Origin of the sequence: Halanaerobium polyolivorans (assembly GCF_020711195.1) — a bacterium.
Classification (GTDB): Bacteria; Bacillota; Halanaerobiia; order Halanaerobiales; family Halanaerobiaceae; genus Halanaerobium; species Halanaerobium polyolivorans.
Window position 1 is genome coordinate 82,077 of record NZ_JAJFAT010000011.1, and the last position, 16,673, is coordinate 98,749.

Sequence of the window (16,673 nt, forward strand, 5' to 3'; positions counted from 1 at the left end):
TCTTTAATTATAAATTATTTCCTTTCAGCTTGCAAGTTAAATGACTCATCAGTTTTGACTTTTCTCAGCTTTACCTATAATTAATCTTTTTAAAAAGCAGGAATTAAATTGCAGAAAGAGAAATTTAATTATAACAAGCATTTAAGGAGGTTTGATAATGTTATATAAATATAAAAATTTTAGACCGGTTTTGGGAGAAAATTGTCTTAATACTCCCGGCTGCAGAATTATAGGCCGAGTAGAAATTGGAGATAACTGCAGTATCTGGTATAACACAACAATCCGTGGTGATATCGATGAAATAAAAATTGGAGATTATACCAATGTTCAGGAAAACTCTGCCCTCCATGTAGATGATGATCAGGGTCTATATATCGGCTCTTATGTAACCATAGGCCATAATGCAGTTGTTCATGCCTGTAAGATTGGCGATAATTGTTTAATCGGAATGAATGCAACGATTTTAACCGGTGCCGAAATTGGTGAAAACTCTATTATTGGTGCTGGAGCTTTGGTAGCAGAAAACAAGAAAATACCTGCAGGAAGCCTGGTGCTTGGTGTGCCTGCCAAGGTTGTTAGAAAGCTGAGCGAAGAAGAAAAAGAGGGTATCCACCAACATGCAGTAAATTATGCTGATTTAATTGCCGATCATCAAGATGTGCAGGAACTATATTAAATAAATATAAACAGACTATATAGACTTGATTTTATCTATATAGTCTGTTTTCACTTCTTTTCATTTTTTAAGCAAAAATTTTCTTAGCTATTTCAACAGCTTCTCTTGCATCTTTAGCATAATAATCAGCATTTATCATTTCGGCATAATCAGGAGTTAAAACCGCTCCCCCAACCATTATCTTACAATCTGGATTTTCTTCTTTAACAATCTGAATGGTTTTTTCCATATTTTTTACAGTTGTAGTCATCAGAGCACTTAAACCCAATAACTTGATATTATTAGCTTTAACCGCTTTTTTTACTTCTTCTTCTGCCACGTTGCGTCCCAAATCAATTATTTTATACCCATAATTTTCTAAAACTGTTTTGACAATATTTTTACCTATATCATGAACATCACCTTTAACAGTAGCTAGAACAATCTTACCCTTAGAAATATCTTTACCACCATTTTTCAGCATTTCTGTTTTAAGAACAGCAAATGCCTCTTTAACCGTTTCAGCTGATTGAACCAGCTGGGGTAAAAATATTTCTCCTTTTTCATAACGTTCTCCAACAATATCTAGAGCAGGTATTAAATCTTTGTTTACAATTTCTAGTGCATCTTTTTCTTTTAAAAGCTCTTTGGTTAATTTTGCCGCTTCTTTTTTTATACCCTTAACAATAACTTCTGCTAAATCCATACTTTCAAGAGCAGAACCTGCTTTTTCTTGTTCCGCATCGATATCTGCCATAAATTCTATATATTCTCCTGCGCCTTTATCTATATTAGCCAGTACTTTAAAAGCCTTTATGTTGGCCATCATTTCCTTATCATTAGGATCCATTATAGCTAAATTTAAACCCTGATAAAGAGCCAAAGTTAAAAAGTTTCTATTCAAAACCGCTCTGGCAGGAAGACCAAAAGATACATTTGAAACACCCAGAGTTGTTTTTAGATTTAATTTTTCTTTAACCATTTGCAAAGCTTTTAAGGTTTCTTTGACACCTTTTTGCTGGGCAGAAGCTGTTAAAGTTAAACAGTCAATAATAATCTTTTCTCTTTTTATGCCATATTCCTCCGCCTTCTTTACAATTCTTTGGGCAATTTTAAAGCGTCCTTCTGCAGTTTCAGGTATTCCATTCTCATCCATAGTTAAAGCGATAACAGCTGCCCCATATTTTTTGATTAGAGGCAGTATTTTTTCCAGAACTTCAGCTTCTCCATTGATTGAATTTACAACTGCAGTCCCATTATAATAACGAAGGCCCTCTGCAATTACACTGGCATTACTTGAATCAATCTGCAGTGGTATATCAAGTATTGCCTGCAGCTCTTTAATCAGCTTAACCATCATCTCTTTCTCATTGATTTCAGGTAAGCCTAGATTAACATCAAGTATATCTGCACCTGCTTCTACCTGTTCAACCGCAACCCTGATAATATAATCCAGATCATTATTGCGCAGTGCCTTTTTAAATTCATTTTTACCAGTGGGATTAATTCTCTCACCAACAACATTTATCCTCTCTAGGTCTTTCCAGCTGGAAGGTGTACAGGCTATTGTTCTGCTCTCACTTTTTGTTTCTTTGACAGGCTTATCTTTTAGTGAATCAGCCATAAGGGCAATAAAATCTTCGTTGGTTCCACAGCAACCTCCTATAACAGCTAATCCCTGCTCATAAAGGCGAGCAATAGGTTTAAAATATTGTTCTGGACTTAACTTAAAAACTGTTTTACCTTCTTCAACCACCGGTAAGCCTGCATTTGCCTGCAGTATAACCGGAGTATTAGAATATCTTAAAACTTCTTCTGTTAAAGCTTCTAACTTTTCTGGTCCCAAAGAACAATTTAGTCCCAGAGCATCAACCCCAAGACCTTCGAGCACCGAAATCATTGAGTTAATATTAGCTCCGGTAAATGTCCTGCCATCTTCCTCAAAAGTTAAGGTGCAGAACACAGGTAGATCACTATTTTCTTTTGCTGCCAATACAGCTGCTTTAGCTTCATAGAGATCAGCAATTGTTTCTATATGTATAATATCAGCTCCACTTTTAACACCCTGAAGTACCTGGTGTTGAAAAAGTGAATATGCTTCATCAAAGCTTAAACTACCCATTGGTTCAAGCAGTTCTCCCAAGGGCCCTATCCCCAGTGCAACAAGAGCTTTGCTAGAACTTTGATCAACTGCTTTTTTAGCATTTTCTACTGCTGCAGAAATGATTTCTTCAACCGAATAATCTATTTCTGACAGCTTTAATTTATTAGCTCCAAAAGTATTTGTTGTTAGAATCTCAGAACCTGCTTTAAGATAACTTTTATGAATATCAATAATTACTTCTTTTTTATCAATATTTAATTTTTCAGGTACTGAGCCAGCTTTTAAACCCCGCTGCTGTAAGACAGTTCCCATTGCACCATCAAAAATCATCACTTTTTTGCCTAATCTATTTTCTAAATCCACAATAAACCCCCTCTTTTCTCAGTTCACATTCTTTATAAAGCCTGCAGTATTTACAGTTTTTTTCCTCAAAGGAATCATTTATCCCTTTATTTTTTTCTTCTATAGCTTGAGATTCATTTTTTTCTAGCACTCCGATAATAGCTGTCACAGATTTTGCAGGCATCAATAAATTATATTTAGAAGCTGTTAAACCAATTTTTTTGGGAGCATTTAAAACATTTAAAAATTCTTTTTGAATTTCAAGTTCAAGATCTCCATAACCAGGACTGTATCTAAAGGTTATCCCTTTTTTACCCTCTGCTAGAACCTGTTTTTTAATTTTTTCTTCAAGATAATCACAGGCTTCCTCGATAGCTGTTGCTGCACAGGCATCCAAAATCATTGATTTAGTGATAGAAGTTTTTTCGTAATATGATATCCGTTTATCAACCTGATTACCTAAGGTTGCAGCCATTAAAAAAACTTCTGGAGAATTTTTAAGATGTTTAACAATACTGTCACCCTTTAAATAGAGGGTAGTATTTTTTATATCCACTCCACTTTCTCTAACTTCTATAGGAAATTTTTTATAAATATAACGGAAATTTATGATTTCTTTTAATTCTACAATAGCCTCATCAATTAAATTATGAATACTCTGCTCAGCAAAATCTTCAGCCGTATTTAAATACCTCAGTACTTCACTTTTATCAATTTTAAATTCAAATTCCATTTTAATCAGCCTTTTCAACGTTTATATAATCAATTAAAGAGCCCACTGCAGCTTTTATCTTTTTAGCTACATAGGGATTGTTCATCGTATAAAGATGAATCCCATCAACATCACTTGCTATCAGATCTACAATCTGTTCAACTGCATATGCAATTCCAGCATCTCTTAATGCCTGATCATTATCACCATATTTATCAAGGATTTTGGTAAACTTTTTTGGTAAATAAGCATCAGAGAGTTCTATTATCCGGCTGACCTGTCTTTTATTAATTACCGGCATTATTCCAGCTTCAATTGGAACATCAATACCTTTAGCTGCTGCTTTGTCACGAAATTTATAAAATAATTCGTTTTCAAAAAACATTTGAGTAATTAAGTAATCAACACCATGATCAACCTTTTGTTTTAAATGAATTAAATCTTCTTCCAGACTATCTGATTCAAGATGACCTTCTGGATAACAGGCAGCAGCAATTCCGAAATCTCCTTTTTGCTTGATATGATCTACCAATTGATAGGCATAAGTATAATCGCCAATTTCTTTACCATCATCTGGATGATCACCTCTTAAAGCCAAAATATTTTCTATGTTTTTAGCTTTTAAATTATCTAATATTTGATTTAAAGTTTTTCTGGTAGAATTAATACAGGTCAAGTGGGCCAGAGATTCTATACCATACTTTTCTTTTAAAAGTGAAGATATTTCAACTGTGCGATTCTTATTTAATCCACCTCCAGCACCATAGGTTACACTAATATAATCCGGATCTATATCCTGCAGTTCATCTAATGTTTGGTAAATGTCTTCTATTGGTACATCATTACGAGGTGGGAAAACCTCTAAAGAAAAAACAACTTTTTTCTCTGCAAATAATTTTTTGATTTTCATTTTATCCTCCTCAGTTCTCTGCTCCGATTAAAAGCTAAATCATCTTAAAAACAACTACTCTTTTATCTCTTCTACAATTATCATATCATTAAACTTTTATCTATAAAAGAAAAAAACCACTTCTTAGTAGAAGTGGTAATTCACAACTACTTATCTTTCAGGAATTAACCTGCTGGATTTAGCACCGGGCAGTATGCACTGCTGGTTGCTGGGTTTCAAAGGGCCAGTTCCCTCCACCACTCTTGATAAGAAATATTTTATATTTTTAATTACTTTAACATATTATTATTTTTATGTCAAGTATATGGTGCCCCCGGTAGGAGTCGAACCTACGCACACGGCTTCGGAGGCCGTTGCTCTATCCACTGAGCTACGGGGGCATCACTTAATTATTCTAACAGAAGAGAATTACTTTGTCAATTTGCGAATTGCTGAAATTTTTCATAATTTATCCCTCCGAATTTTTCCATTAAATTATTTTAAATCTTTTTTTCTCTGCAAAAACTCTTCTCTTGATATTCTACCTAGAGCATATTCATGCTGTAATACAGCAAGTGCTTCCCTACTTCCACTATTATTTTTAGATTTAAATAGTAATACAATCGAAGTTAAGATAGTTCCCCAGAATAAAAGCGGCATCAGCCACCAAAAACTACCCAGAAAACTTCCACCGATTCCACCATAGCCACCTAATGCTAAACAATATCCCATCTTTATTTACCTCCTAATTTATATTTTTTAGCTTTTTATTTCCTTAAATCTTCTAAAATCTCATTCAGTTCAGACTTTGTTATTTCTCCCTTAGCATAACGTTCCTTGGCAATTTCTTCTGCACTTTTAGAACTATTATTAGAATCTCTATATTTATAATTTGAAGAACCACTGCTGTTATTTTTATTTAAATTACTAACGAAATAGATTACAGCAACTATAATTAACAACCAAAAGATCATAGAGAATCCTCCTCCCATCATCATTCCTGGAGTAAATCTCATCATAATTAAGCTACCTCCTTTTTATTAATAATATACCTTTACCCGGTATAGCTATATTATAATCAGCAATTGTGAATAAAATATGAATTTTTCTCAAAAATTTTAAATTTGATACCCCTATCCGGTATCTTAAGCATAATATAACACTCAAGATAATTTATGTCAAAAAAAACTGCTTAGATCACCTCAATGAGATTTTCTAAGCAGCTTTAAGTACTTTTATTTGAAAGATTTATTTAAACTAATATTAATTACTCCATATCACCTGTAACTGTAGAGTCTTCATCCATTGTAAATGTTGCCTCAGCTTCTTCTGTTTCAAAATAGAGATTACCATCTACAGTAAAGTCAATTAAGGCAAAGTTTTCAGCTTCTACATATACATCACCAATAAAGCTTCCACCCTGAAATCTTGTACTAGGACTCTGTACTCTAATACTCGGTGCTTCAAGAGTATACCTATCAGTTAAATTACGCTGATCGTCCTGATCATAAAGGGCCAGCTTACGATCTAATTGATCATTATTTGTGAATTCACCTGCTAATACAATGTCTTCCTCAACACTCAAGTCCTGATGAATAATCAAGATCCAGGAACCATCTTCAGAAGCTGCATTTAATAAAGAAGCTTGATCAGTAACTACAGAAGCAGAAGTAACAACATCTTCTTCAGGTTCTACTGCTTCTTCAGCCGGATCGTCAGCACCACATGCTGTTAAAAGCAAACCAAGAGCTAAAATCAATACAATTAATAATACTGATTTTTTATTCTTTAACATAAAATCACCTCCTCATATTAATAATTAAAGCTTAAAACACAAAAAATTTTAAAATTTATATTTTATTTTTATAGTCATTGAATTTGCAGAGGCTTAATTAAAAGCTCTATTTCTTTAATCATAGTATATTACTTTACTTTATCTTTGTCAAAAAATAACTAAAGACTTTTATTTAAGACAGTCAAAAAAAACCTCTAAATTTGTGATAGAGTGAAAGTCTGCTCGCAAACCTCGTGGGCTTGCCCCGAGGAGGGTCAATTATATGGAAAGGTTCTCTAGCCAATATAGTTGAATTATTTCATTTAACGATAATTACTGTTATAATATAAGCAGTAGTGCTTTCAAAACCCTGGTCTGCTAAAATGGAAGCAGAATTAGGCTTTATAAATAATGACTCTGACCTTGATGGCTTTGTAGATCTCTTCTATTTAAATATAATAAAATAAAGGTGGTTAAGATGAGAAAAGTTAATAATATTACCGAGTTGATAGGTAAAACTCCTATTGTTAAGTTAAGGAATCTTCTTGACCAAGACTCAGCTGAAGTTTACCTTAAACTGGAATATTTTAATCCAGGTGGAAGTGTTAAAGATAGACCTGCTTTTAATATGATAAAAACTGCCCAAAAAAATAGCAAGTTAAAAAAAAGAGGTACAATTATAGAAGCCACAAGCGGCAATACTGGAATTGGTTTAGCAATGGTTGCTGCCGCTGAAGGATATAATTGTATAATTATAATGCCTGACAGTGTTTCTGAAGAAAGGATCAAAATCTTAAAAGCATATGGAGCAGAGGTTATATTAACCCCTTCAGAAAAGCTAATGCAGGGAGCAATTGATAAAGCTAAATCACTTAATGAAAATATAGCTAACTCATTTATAGTCAATCAATTTACAAACCCTGCTAATCCTGATGCTCACCGCCAGAGCACTGCCCTTGAGATACTTGAGCAGCTTGACTATCAATTAGATGCTTTTGTAGCCAGTGCAGGTACAGGTGGAACTATAACTGGTACCGGAGAAAAGCTCAAAGAAAAACTAAAAGATTTAAAAATATATACAGTTGAATCTAAAAATTCGCCTGTTTTAAGTGGTGGCAAAGCAGGAAAGCATAAGATACCAGGAACTGGTCCAGGTTTTATCCCAAAAAACTTAAATACCAGTATTTATGATAAGGTCTTTGAAATATCTGATCAAGAAGTAATTGAAATGACAGGACTACTCGCCTCCAAAGAAGGTTTATTATTAGGGCCATCTTCCGGTGCAGCTGCCTGGACTGCAATAAAAGTTGCAAAAGAATTAGGAAAAGGTAAAAAAGTATTAGCAATTGCAGCTGATAATGGGGAAAGATATTTAAGTCAAAATTATTTTTCTGATTAAAACTCTTAAAAAATATTTAACCCCCTAGTTTAAACTAGGGGGTGTTAAATGTCATTAAATATGATAAATATAACCATCACTATTATTGGCCTTTATTTCAGCTGTTCTTTTGCTTAAATCTGCCAGAGTTATTGAAGCTAAATGCTCAAAAATAAGATCTTCTAAACCATTCCATACTTCATAAGCAGCGGTTTTATATATTGCAGCTTCAGAGCTGATTTTATCAGGACTTTTCTCTGAAATAACTGGACCTTCTAAAACTTTCAAAATATCGGCAGCTGTAATTTCCTCAGGGGTTTGATTTAAAAGATAACCACCATAAGCTCCCCTAACACTTTTTGCTAAATCAGCTTTTTTTAATTTTGCAAATAACTGCTCTAAATATCTTTCAGATATATTTTGTTTCTCTGAAATTTCCATTAAATACACCTCACCTTTATTTCTAGCCGATAAATTATATTAATTCTTAAATAAAATTATATTATATTTAAGGGAAGGAATCAATCTTCAACCCTTAAAGCTCTTTATTCTTCTTCTCTTTTATATTTGTGCATTAAGATTGAACATTTAGAAGCAGCTGTTATCTTATCAGTTTTAAAATTTTAAAGATTAAAGATTAGAGAAAACAAATCTATTAGCTATTTAGTCATTTTTGACAATATAAATACCATCTTTAAATAACTTGATACCTGCATATAAAATAATCAAGAATTCCAATCTACCCAGAAACATACCCAGGGTTTGAGTCCAAATTATACCAAGAGGAGCCTCAGTTGAAATCAAGCCTATTGAAAGTCCAACTGTACCTAAAGCAGAGCCAAATTCAAACATACTATCTAAAAGAGAATAACCATAAGCAGTATGTATGGCAACCCCAACAAAAAAAGTGAAGATATAAAGCATAATATAATTAGCAACTCTTTTAACATGTTCACTTTTTATGTAAAACTTGTTTTCTCCTCTCCAAAGATAATTACTACTGATATTTCTCCTTGGTAGAAATTGTTCCTTTATTTCCCAATAAATAGATTTGAAGATCAAATAAATTCTGTACTGTTTAATACCACCAGCTGTAGATCCGGTTCCACCACCAACCAACATCAGAAGTATTATAATAAAGTTAGCAAAAACAGGCCAGCCTGCAAAAGAAATTGTAGAAAAACCTGTAGTAGATATTGCTGTCACCAATTGAAAAAAAGAGATTCTGAAGTTTTCTCCCAAAGTGGGATAAAATACATTTAAAGAGAAAAACATTATAATCGGAGTTAAAAGTAATAAGGAGCTAATCATAAATCTAATTTCTGCATTTTTAAAAAAAGTTTTTATTTTACCTTTCAGCAAAGTATAATGAGTTGCAAAGTTAATTGTACCTAAAAACATTAAAACAATTGTTACTATTTCTATCTGCAGGTTATTATAATGACCGATACTATCAACCTGAGTAGAAAAACCACCGGTAGAAATTGCAGCCATTGAATGGTTTATTGAATCAAATAATGGCATCCCTGATATGTAATACAAAAATACTCCAGCCAGAGTATAAAAGCTATAAATTTTCATAATCATCATTGTTGATCTTTTTACATGAGGTAAGAGCTTATCACTTCTAGCCTCTGCCATATATAAACCCATTCCGTGGACTGGTAGTAGAGAAGAAAGAGCAATAACAGCTAAGCCAGCACCACCAAAAAACTGCATAATACTGCGCCAAATCAAAATAAGATTAGGAGCTTCTGTCACATCAACCAAAGATAATCCAGTTGTAGTCCAGCCACTAACAACTTCAAAAATAGAATGACTTAAACTCATATCTAAGATTGTTATAAAAGGAATAGCAGAAAAGATTATCGCACCTATCCAGGAAAATATAACAATTATACTACCCTCATTTAATGAAAGTTCTACATCTTCTTTTTTGTTTTTGACACCATAAAAATATAGTAGAGCTCCAGCCAGTAAAGCTGCCCCTCCTGCTCCCAAAAAATGCACTGCAAGATGTGCCTCTTCGGTATAAACTGTTAAAAATATTAATGGTGAAATAATTGCAGCACCAGCAAGCATGATTATCATACCAGTATATTTAAAAATCAGAAAGTATCTTGAAATTAAGAGATTTTTATAATTCATGCTTATTCACCACCAAATACCTTTATGGCTTCTGCTTGTTCTTTAGGCAGAGAAATAATAACAACTTTATCTCCTGCTTCAATAGTTGAACCACCTCGTGGAATCATCATTTTCCCATTTCTAATAATACCTCCTAAGACTATGCTTAAGGGGAGATCTATCTCTTTTATTTCCTTACCTGCTGCCATAGAATTCGGGTCCACCTCTACTGCAAAAATACTTAACTTTCCATCTTCAATCATTGTTAAATTGGTTATATCATCAGTAGAAATACTTTGTTCGATTAAAGAGCTAAAAAGATCGGTAATATTAAATATACCTGAAATACCTAATTCATTAAATAAATGCTCATTATCAGGGTTATTGACCAGAGCAGTTGTCCTATTTATAGCAAAATAATCTTTTGCCATTTTACAAATAAACAAATTATTATGATCTTTTTGAGTTAATGCAACTAAAACCTCTGCCTTATGGGCTCCAGCATCATCTAAAACTTCACTTTCTGTTGCATCACCACAAACAATAGTCCCATTTATTTCTTTAGAAAGGTCTTCTGCTAATTTGCGGTCTTTATTAATTATTGTGATAAAGTGCCCTTTTGAAATTAATTTTTTAGCAAGATGATAAATTAATTTACCTCCACCTACCAATATTATATCCACTACCTAACCACTCCTCATTAATCAATTTTACTTAATATTTTATCCGCCAAAAGAGATATCTGAGAAAAAATCTCAATTCTGTTTTCATTTCTATACATTCTTTCTACATCTGGATTAATAGTTCTGACCATTATTCTCGGCACATCAAAATTAATTTTTGCCATCTGAGTAATTAAATAATTTATCTGATCATCACCAGTGGTAACTATAATTAAATCTGCCGATTCGATTTTAGCTTCTTTTAAGACTTCATTTTCCATAGCATCTCCTTCAATTTCAAAACCCGAAAAATCAACCGGTAAAAGCCCAAAAGAAGCAGGATCCTTTTCAACAACAACAACTTCATGGCCGGAACGCGACAGGCTCCCTGCCAAAAGGGAACCTGTTCTACCAGAACCTATGATAACAATAAACATTTATTCAACCTCCTCATTATCTCCAAGATTCATATTATCTAAATCAATGGAGCCAATACTTTCGCCTGCCCTTTCAATATTATCATTTGCAGGCTTATAAGAAGGATCTAAAGCCAGAGCAGCTCTATACATTTTCATAGCCTCAGCCTGTTTGTGCTGCATTTCATAAATAATCCCAAGTAAATTAAATGGCTCCGGCTTTTCGGAGTCTTCTGAAGTAGCTTTTTTCAGCATTTCTTTTGCTTTAGAGAAATCTCTTTTGTTAATAGCATTTTTTGCCATGGTAATATAATCCTCAAAAGTCTCAACTTCTTTTTCTGAACTTTCCATTTCATAACGTTTAAAAACATCTTCAACAATCCCTATTATTTCTTCTGGTTTAAATGGTTTTCTTAAATAATCTACAGCCCCAAGTTTTAATGTTTCAACAGCAGTTTCTACACTACCATAACCTGTAATCATGATCACCTTTGTACTTATATCTTCATTATTGATTTCCTTTAGAAATTGAATGCCATCCATCCCCGGCATTTTCATATCAAGTAGAATAACCGGAAAATCATCTTCTTTAACTTTAGTTAATCCATCTTCTCCATTAACTGCTGTTTCAACCTCATACCCGGCTTTTGATAAAGCAGTTTTTAAAGTTAAACGGATATTTTTTTCATCATCAATTAACAATACTTTTTTATTCATCACTGACTTCCTCCTTTATATTTTCTTCTACAGCAAGTAATAAATCACTCTGGCTAATTGGCTTAACTAAAAAATCTTCAGCCCCCAGCGAAATAACCTTTTGGATATCATCTTCTGATGAAAGTGCAGACAAAATTATAACAGGTATACCCTCTGTAGCTGCATCACTTTTTAATGCTTCTAATACCAAAAACCCATTCATTTTGGGTAATCTTAAATCTAATAATATAAGATTTAAATCATACCCATTAGCTTTTTCTACGGCTTCTACACCATCAACTGCATAAATAACTTCATAACCAGCCTTTTCAAGGCTTTTGCCAACAACTAATCTAATATTTTTTTCATCATCTACTACTAAAATTTTAGCCATTATTCTCTTCCTCCTGATAACCAAAACGGGTTATATAAAAACTGAACTTTGAGCCCTCTCCTTCTTCACTCTCGACCCAGATTCTTCCATTATGAGCTTCAATAATTTCTTTGGCGATAGCAAGACCCAGGCCTGTTCCACTTTTTTCTTCTTTGTCATTACCTGCCCTCACAAATTTCTCAAATATTTTATACTGATATTCTTTAGGAATTCCTGGACCATCATCATCTACTGATACTAATATTCTTCTACCTTTTACTTCTGCACCAACCTTAATTCTCCCTTCTTCAACATATCTAAGCGCATTACCTATCAGGTTAGAAATAACCCAACTAATTTTACTTGGATCTGCCCAGGCCTGAATATTTTCTTCTTCTTTTTCAAAAACTAATTCAATACCCTTTTCTTCAGCCTGCTTATAAAATGGTTCTAATGTTTTTTCTATAATATTATTAACATCTGTTTTACTGAAGTCCATTTCAATCTTTCCTGATTCAATTTTAGATAAATCAAGCAGATCATTAACTAATTCTGTTAACCTTTCTACATCTTCGTATGCAGCTTCTAACAATTCCTTTTGTTCTTCATTTAGCTCACCAGTATCTTCATTTATTACCATATTCAAACCCATGTTCATAGATGTTAATGGAGTTCTGAATTCATGAGAAACTGTAGAAACAAACTCTGATTTCATATTATCTATCTCTTTTAATCTGGTTATGTCTTCTAGTAATGTTACAGTAAATTGATATTTTTCTTCATTATTTAACACTCTTTTAGTAGAAACCCTAAAATGTTTTTCTTTATTTTCTTTTTCCATCACAATTGTATTATTTTTTTGATTGTCTTCTGGTTTTTTAATAAAGTCGAAAAGCCTCTCTGAATTAATAACTTCTAAAAAATGCATATCTATAACATCATTATTAATAGAAAAGAGATTTTTTGCACTTTCATTAATTAAAACTATATTGTGATCTTGATCAGTTACAATTAAAGGGCTGGAGAGATTATTTACAATAGCTTCTGATTTTTCTTTTTCCATCAATATTTTTTTAACATTTATTTTTTCATATTCACGTAATTTTGTTATCATTTTATTAAATTCATCTGCTAAAACTCCTATCTCATCCTCAGAAGCAACTTCTACCTTTTGCTGGAAGTTCCTTTCTGCAACCTTCTTTATACCCTTTTGCAGTTCTTTTATCGGATTTAATATCTGCTGAGTTAAATAATAAGCAAAAATCAGAAAAAAACCGGTTACACCCAGGGCTAAAATAATTGTATATATTATCGCTTGATTGGCTCTGCTATTAGCACTCTGCTGTGCACTAACCATCTCCTGTCTATTTATTTCTCTTAACTCCCTAATTTCATTCTTTGTTTCCATAAAAACAGGCAGTAATTCTTGATTATATATCTCCCACCTATCTGCCTCATCTGCATTATAGAAATTATCAAAAATAGAAATAAAGGTATAATAATTTTCACTTATCTTATTTATAATATCCCCTTCACCTTCGATTGTAATATTATCTTCTGCTCTTGCCAACCAGCTGTAAAATTCGCGTTGATTCCGCCTAAATATTTCTTGTCCTTCCAGACCTTGCTCTTCTTCAGGTGTTCTTAACATCATCAAAAGTGCACTATCTTGTCTTTCGATAGCTTCAACCATACTATCACTTGCTGTAATACTTTGATAGTTCTCTACCATTATGTTATTAATTGCTTCAGATAATATTTCAAAATTATAAACACTCCAGACAACTACCCCGGTCAATATGATAACCATTACCGCAAAACCTAATATTATTTTACCTTTTAAAGTATTTATTTTCATAACTTAAATCGCCTCTCTTTCAATGTAAATTCTTTACTCAAAATAAAAAAACACCACAGATAGACTGTAGTGAATATTTATAAACAAAAAAACACATACCTTTGACAGGCAGTCTGTCCTTTAATAATGTCTACGAAGTTAGCTGACGGGCTTGAAGTAAAAGGTCTTCATCTAAAAAATAGATTCGCCCCAAAAAATTGGGTCCTCCGCTCTCAAAATGAGATTAGACAACAATTTATTCTATTTTTAATAATAATTAATAATTTAATTCTTTACTTGAACATATTTTAACACGCTTTTTTTAAAAAAACAAACTTTATTATCAAATTCAAACTCTTTTTTGTGCTATTTATTTCCAAATTTGATTTTTTGAATTAGAGTTGTTATAATCAATATTAAGAATAATTAAAGCAAAATGAACTCTTTTAACAGTATTAGTTTTACTTTTGATTTTGACTTAAGGTTAAAAAAGGAGGCTAATTATGTTAAAAAGTTTTACAGTTGAAACTGCAGAGGAAGTTGAATTTATTAAGATCACAGATCAGATCTTGAATGTTGTTGAGGAAGCTGATGCTGATTCAGGTTTACTGCAGGTTTATGTTCCTCACACAACTGCTGCTGTGACAATCATTGGGAATAGTGGTGCTGGTATAACAAGAGATATAGTTTACGAAATAAACAAACTGGATGATGACTATGGACATCTAGAAGGAGATTCTTCATCTGCCCATCTAAAAGCTAGTTATTTTGGTGTTGATCAGAACTTTATAATCGAAGATGGCGAAATTCTCTTAGGAGACAATCAGGATATTTATCTTGGCGAATTTTATGGGCCTAGAACTAGAGAAGTTGTTGTTAAGGTTATGGCAGATAAGTAATTACTTGAGTCCAGTTTATAGTTTATAAATATATGTAGAAAGGGATTCCAGGCATTAATGTCTGGAATCCCTTTTCTTTTTTAGTTAAATTACTTAATTTTAATTCCTTTATCTGTTATATCAATGATTCTTTCTTTATAAAGTCCCCCAATTGCCTTTTTAAAACTTCCCTTACTCATTTCAAGTTTTTCTTTAATCTCCTCTGGTGAACTATTATCGTTTAGAGCTAAAAATCCACCTTCATTTTTTAGAGTTTTTAAAATCTTTTCTTTAGCATCTTCAATCCTGCCATAACCGATTTTTCTTAAACTAAGATCAATTCTATTGTCATCCCTGATCTTTTTGATATAGGCAGTAGTTTCATCCCCAATTTCTAAATCCTTATAAATATCATTATTATAAACAAGTCCATAATACTTATTATTAATAATAGCTTTAATTCCTAAGTCAGTAAATTGATCAACCTTTATTTGAACTTCGTCTCCTTCACTAAATTCAACATTTTCTGGTTCTTCTTCAATAGATCTTTTATTCATTTCTTCACTGCTCATATTTTTACACCTCAAATAATATATTAATTAAGAAATTACGTCTTTAAAATTTTCTTCATAAAGTAAAGTTGGTGGTTCTTTAGTTATCATTCTCTTTCTCAGATCATAAGCTTGGACAAAGTCAAGTAATTCTTTGGCCATCATTTTTGCTTCTTTAAGATCAGCAGCTGCTTTTTCTATTTCAAGCAGGACTGGATATCTTATCTGCTCAGTATACATTAATTTCAGATTAAAGGATTTATAATCTCCAACAAAACTTTTGCCGTTAAATGACATAAATCTTTTATGTCCTAGCTTTTCTATTTCTTCAATAATATCTTCTCTATTTTTAACAGCCCTATTTCCACCCAAAATATTTATTATTTCACTATCAGCAAAGCTTTCAGAAATTTTCTCACTATATTCACGCCGAATATTAATTATTTCACCTATATCTGTTTCTTTATAAGCAAGACTCTGTAGTTCATGTTCGGCAAAATTTGTTCTGCTTACTCTTAATACTATATCTTCCCTAAAAAGCTCTGGACCAAAGTGCAGAGTTTCCCATTCTAGTTCTGTCTTTAAAACTTTTTTTAAAAAAGGTAGGGTTTTATATGCTTCAGCTTCATCTTTAAAATTAAATCTAGTTTCAACCTCATAGATAAATTTTATTTTTACCACCTCTTATGGGTATTTATATTTCTCCATTTCTTACTTTTTTGATTAGTGTTTTTACTTTGCCATTAATAATCTCCCTAGTCGCTCTAAAAACCTCAATCGCTTTACCGGCTGGATCTTCAAGTCCCCAGTCCTCTCTAAATTTACAGGGTAAATAGGGACATTCTACTCCACAACCCATAGTTATTAGAATATCCAATTCTGAAGGAATATCTTCTAATAATTTTGGCTGATGATCACTAATATCTATCCCGACTTCCTCCATTGCTTTAACAGCATTTTCTTTAACGGCATCAGCAGGATCGGTCCCTGCACTGTAGACATCGAGCACATCACTACCATAGGCTCTAGCAAATCCTTCAGCCATTTGACTGCGGCAGGAATTACCAATACAAACAAAAGCAACTTTATATTTCATTATTTCATCTCCTTGAATATTATTGGTGAATTAAAAGTATATAATACTAATTCATACTTAAATGATAGACTATAGTTAAAAAATTGTCAAGAAAAGTGGGGCAAAGGATTGTGTCAAATAACTTTTGGAAATGAGATAAGACTCCCTTATATATTTTTTAAAAAGCTAATGCTTTTATTGCTC

Annotated in this window: 19 protein-coding genes, 1 tRNA gene and 2 riboswitches; of the genes, 3 read left to right on the forward strand and 17 right to left on the reverse strand. The window is 32.5% G+C overall.

Translation table 11 applies throughout. From position 1 onward, the window contains the following. The first annotated feature begins 157 nt into the window (after window positions 1-157). Window positions 158-676: a gamma carbonic anhydrase family protein gene (locus LJ207_RS08820; RefSeq protein ID WP_229346128.1), complete on the forward strand. Its 519-nt coding sequence runs from the start codon at window positions 158-160 to the stop codon at window positions 674-676. A gap of 67 nt (window positions 677-743) precedes the next feature. Here LJ207_RS08820 and LJ207_RS08825 read toward each other — a convergent pair whose 3' ends face one another. The 7 genes from LJ207_RS08825 to LJ207_RS08855 form a co-directional block, all read right to left on the reverse strand. Continuing rightward, window positions 744-3,122: a homocysteine S-methyltransferase family protein gene (locus tag LJ207_RS08825; protein ID WP_229346129.1), complete on the reverse strand. Its 2,379-nt coding sequence runs from the start codon at window positions 3,120-3,122 to the stop codon at window positions 744-746. Continuing rightward, window positions 3,106-3,834, reverse strand: a complete 729-nt coding sequence (locus tag LJ207_RS08830) for a Vitamin B12 dependent methionine synthase activation subunit (protein ID WP_229346130.1) — start codon at window positions 3,832-3,834, stop codon at window positions 3,106-3,108. Before LJ207_RS08830 ends, LJ207_RS08825 begins: the two co-directional genes overlap by 17 nt. 1 nt (window position 3,835) lies before the next feature. Further along, entirely contained in the window at window positions 3,836-4,723 is an 888-nt protein-coding gene (gene metF, locus LJ207_RS08835) for a methylenetetrahydrofolate reductase [NAD(P)H] (protein ID WP_229346131.1), read from the reverse strand. 147 nt (window positions 4,724-4,870) lie between these two features. After that, window positions 4,871-4,975: riboswitch (SAM riboswitch) on the reverse strand. A gap of 53 nt (window positions 4,976-5,028) precedes the next feature. Next, window positions 5,029-5,103 (reverse strand) — tRNA-Arg (locus LJ207_RS08840). Window positions 5,104-5,197: 94 nt separating this feature from the next. After that, entirely contained in the window at window positions 5,198-5,434 is a 237-nt protein-coding gene (locus tag LJ207_RS08845; protein WP_229346132.1) for a hypothetical protein, read from the reverse strand. Window positions 5,435-5,469: 35 nt separating this feature from the next. Further along, entirely contained in the window at window positions 5,470-5,721 is a 252-nt protein-coding gene (locus LJ207_RS08850) for an SHOCT domain-containing protein (RefSeq protein ID WP_229346133.1), read from the reverse strand. Window positions 5,722-5,969: 248 nt separating this feature from the next. Then, complete coding sequence (locus tag LJ207_RS08855) at window positions 5,970-6,497, reverse strand: hypothetical protein (protein ID WP_229346134.1); 528 nt, start codon at window positions 6,495-6,497, stop codon at window positions 5,970-5,972. Between the two features lie 457 nt (window positions 6,498-6,954). Here LJ207_RS08855 and cysK point away from each other — a divergent pair, with 457 nt between their 5' ends. Further along, window positions 6,955-7,875 carry a cysteine synthase A gene (gene cysK / locus LJ207_RS08860; RefSeq protein ID WP_229346135.1) on the forward strand — a complete coding sequence of 307 codons (921 nt, stop codon included), beginning with the start codon at window positions 6,955-6,957 and terminating at the stop codon, window positions 7,873-7,875. Between the two features lie 54 nt (window positions 7,876-7,929). Here cysK and LJ207_RS08865 read toward each other — a convergent pair whose 3' ends face one another. From LJ207_RS08865 to LJ207_RS08895, 7 genes are all read right to left on the reverse strand, one after another. Continuing rightward, window positions 7,930-8,295, reverse strand: a complete 366-nt coding sequence (locus tag LJ207_RS08865; RefSeq protein WP_229346136.1) for an RrF2 family transcriptional regulator — start codon at window positions 8,293-8,295, stop codon at window positions 7,930-7,932. 222 nt (window positions 8,296-8,517) lie between these two features. Continuing rightward, window positions 8,518-10,002, reverse strand: coding sequence for a TrkH family potassium uptake protein (locus LJ207_RS08870; RefSeq protein ID WP_229346137.1), 1,485 nt, complete (start codon window positions 10,000-10,002; stop codon window positions 8,518-8,520). A 2-nt stretch (window positions 10,003-10,004) separates the two neighbouring features. After that, a complete protein-coding gene (locus LJ207_RS08875) occupies window positions 10,005-10,664 on the reverse strand; it encodes a potassium channel family protein (RefSeq protein WP_229346138.1) in 660 nt (219 codons plus the stop codon). Window positions 10,665-10,681: 17 nt separating this feature from the next. Next, on the reverse strand, window positions 10,682-11,080 hold the full coding sequence (locus tag LJ207_RS08880) for a potassium channel family protein (RefSeq protein ID WP_229346139.1): 399 nt from the start codon (window positions 11,078-11,080) through the stop codon (window positions 10,682-10,684). After that, window positions 11,081-11,776, reverse strand: coding sequence for a response regulator (locus LJ207_RS08885; protein ID WP_229346140.1), 696 nt, complete (start codon window positions 11,774-11,776; stop codon window positions 11,081-11,083). It lies immediately after the preceding gene. Then, entirely contained in the window at window positions 11,769-12,149 is a 381-nt protein-coding gene (locus LJ207_RS08890; RefSeq protein ID WP_229346141.1) for a response regulator transcription factor, read from the reverse strand. Before LJ207_RS08890 ends, LJ207_RS08885 begins: the two co-directional genes overlap by 8 nt. After that, entirely contained in the window at window positions 12,142-13,986 is a 1,845-nt protein-coding gene (locus tag LJ207_RS08895) for a sensor histidine kinase (protein ID WP_229346142.1), read from the reverse strand. Before LJ207_RS08895 ends, LJ207_RS08890 begins: the two co-directional genes overlap by 8 nt. A gap of 112 nt (window positions 13,987-14,098) precedes the next feature. Further along, window positions 14,099-14,226: riboswitch (cyclic di-AMP (ydaO/yuaA leader) on the reverse strand. 242 nt (window positions 14,227-14,468) lie between these two features. Between LJ207_RS08895 and LJ207_RS08900 the strand changes: the two genes are divergently transcribed. Next, complete coding sequence (locus LJ207_RS08900; protein WP_229346143.1) at window positions 14,469-14,864, forward strand: secondary thiamine-phosphate synthase enzyme YjbQ; 396 nt, start codon at window positions 14,469-14,471, stop codon at window positions 14,862-14,864. A gap of 89 nt (window positions 14,865-14,953) precedes the next feature. Here LJ207_RS08900 and LJ207_RS08905 read toward each other — a convergent pair whose 3' ends face one another. The 3 genes from LJ207_RS08905 to LJ207_RS08915 are packed head-to-tail and all read right to left on the reverse strand — an operon-like array spanning window position 14,954 to window position 16,490. After that, window positions 14,954-15,415 carry a S1 RNA-binding domain-containing protein gene (locus LJ207_RS08905; protein ID WP_229346144.1) on the reverse strand — a complete coding sequence of 154 codons (462 nt, stop codon included), beginning with the start codon at window positions 15,413-15,415 and terminating at the stop codon, window positions 14,954-14,956. 27 nt (window positions 15,416-15,442) lie between these two features. Continuing rightward, complete coding sequence (locus tag LJ207_RS08910; protein WP_229346145.1) at window positions 15,443-16,075, reverse strand: hypothetical protein; 633 nt, start codon at window positions 16,073-16,075, stop codon at window positions 15,443-15,445. Between the two features lie 13 nt (window positions 16,076-16,088). Next, a complete protein-coding gene (locus LJ207_RS08915) occupies window positions 16,089-16,490 on the reverse strand; it encodes an arsenate reductase ArsC (RefSeq protein ID WP_229346146.1) in 402 nt (133 codons plus the stop codon). Between the last annotated feature and the right edge of the window lie 183 nt (window positions 16,491-16,673).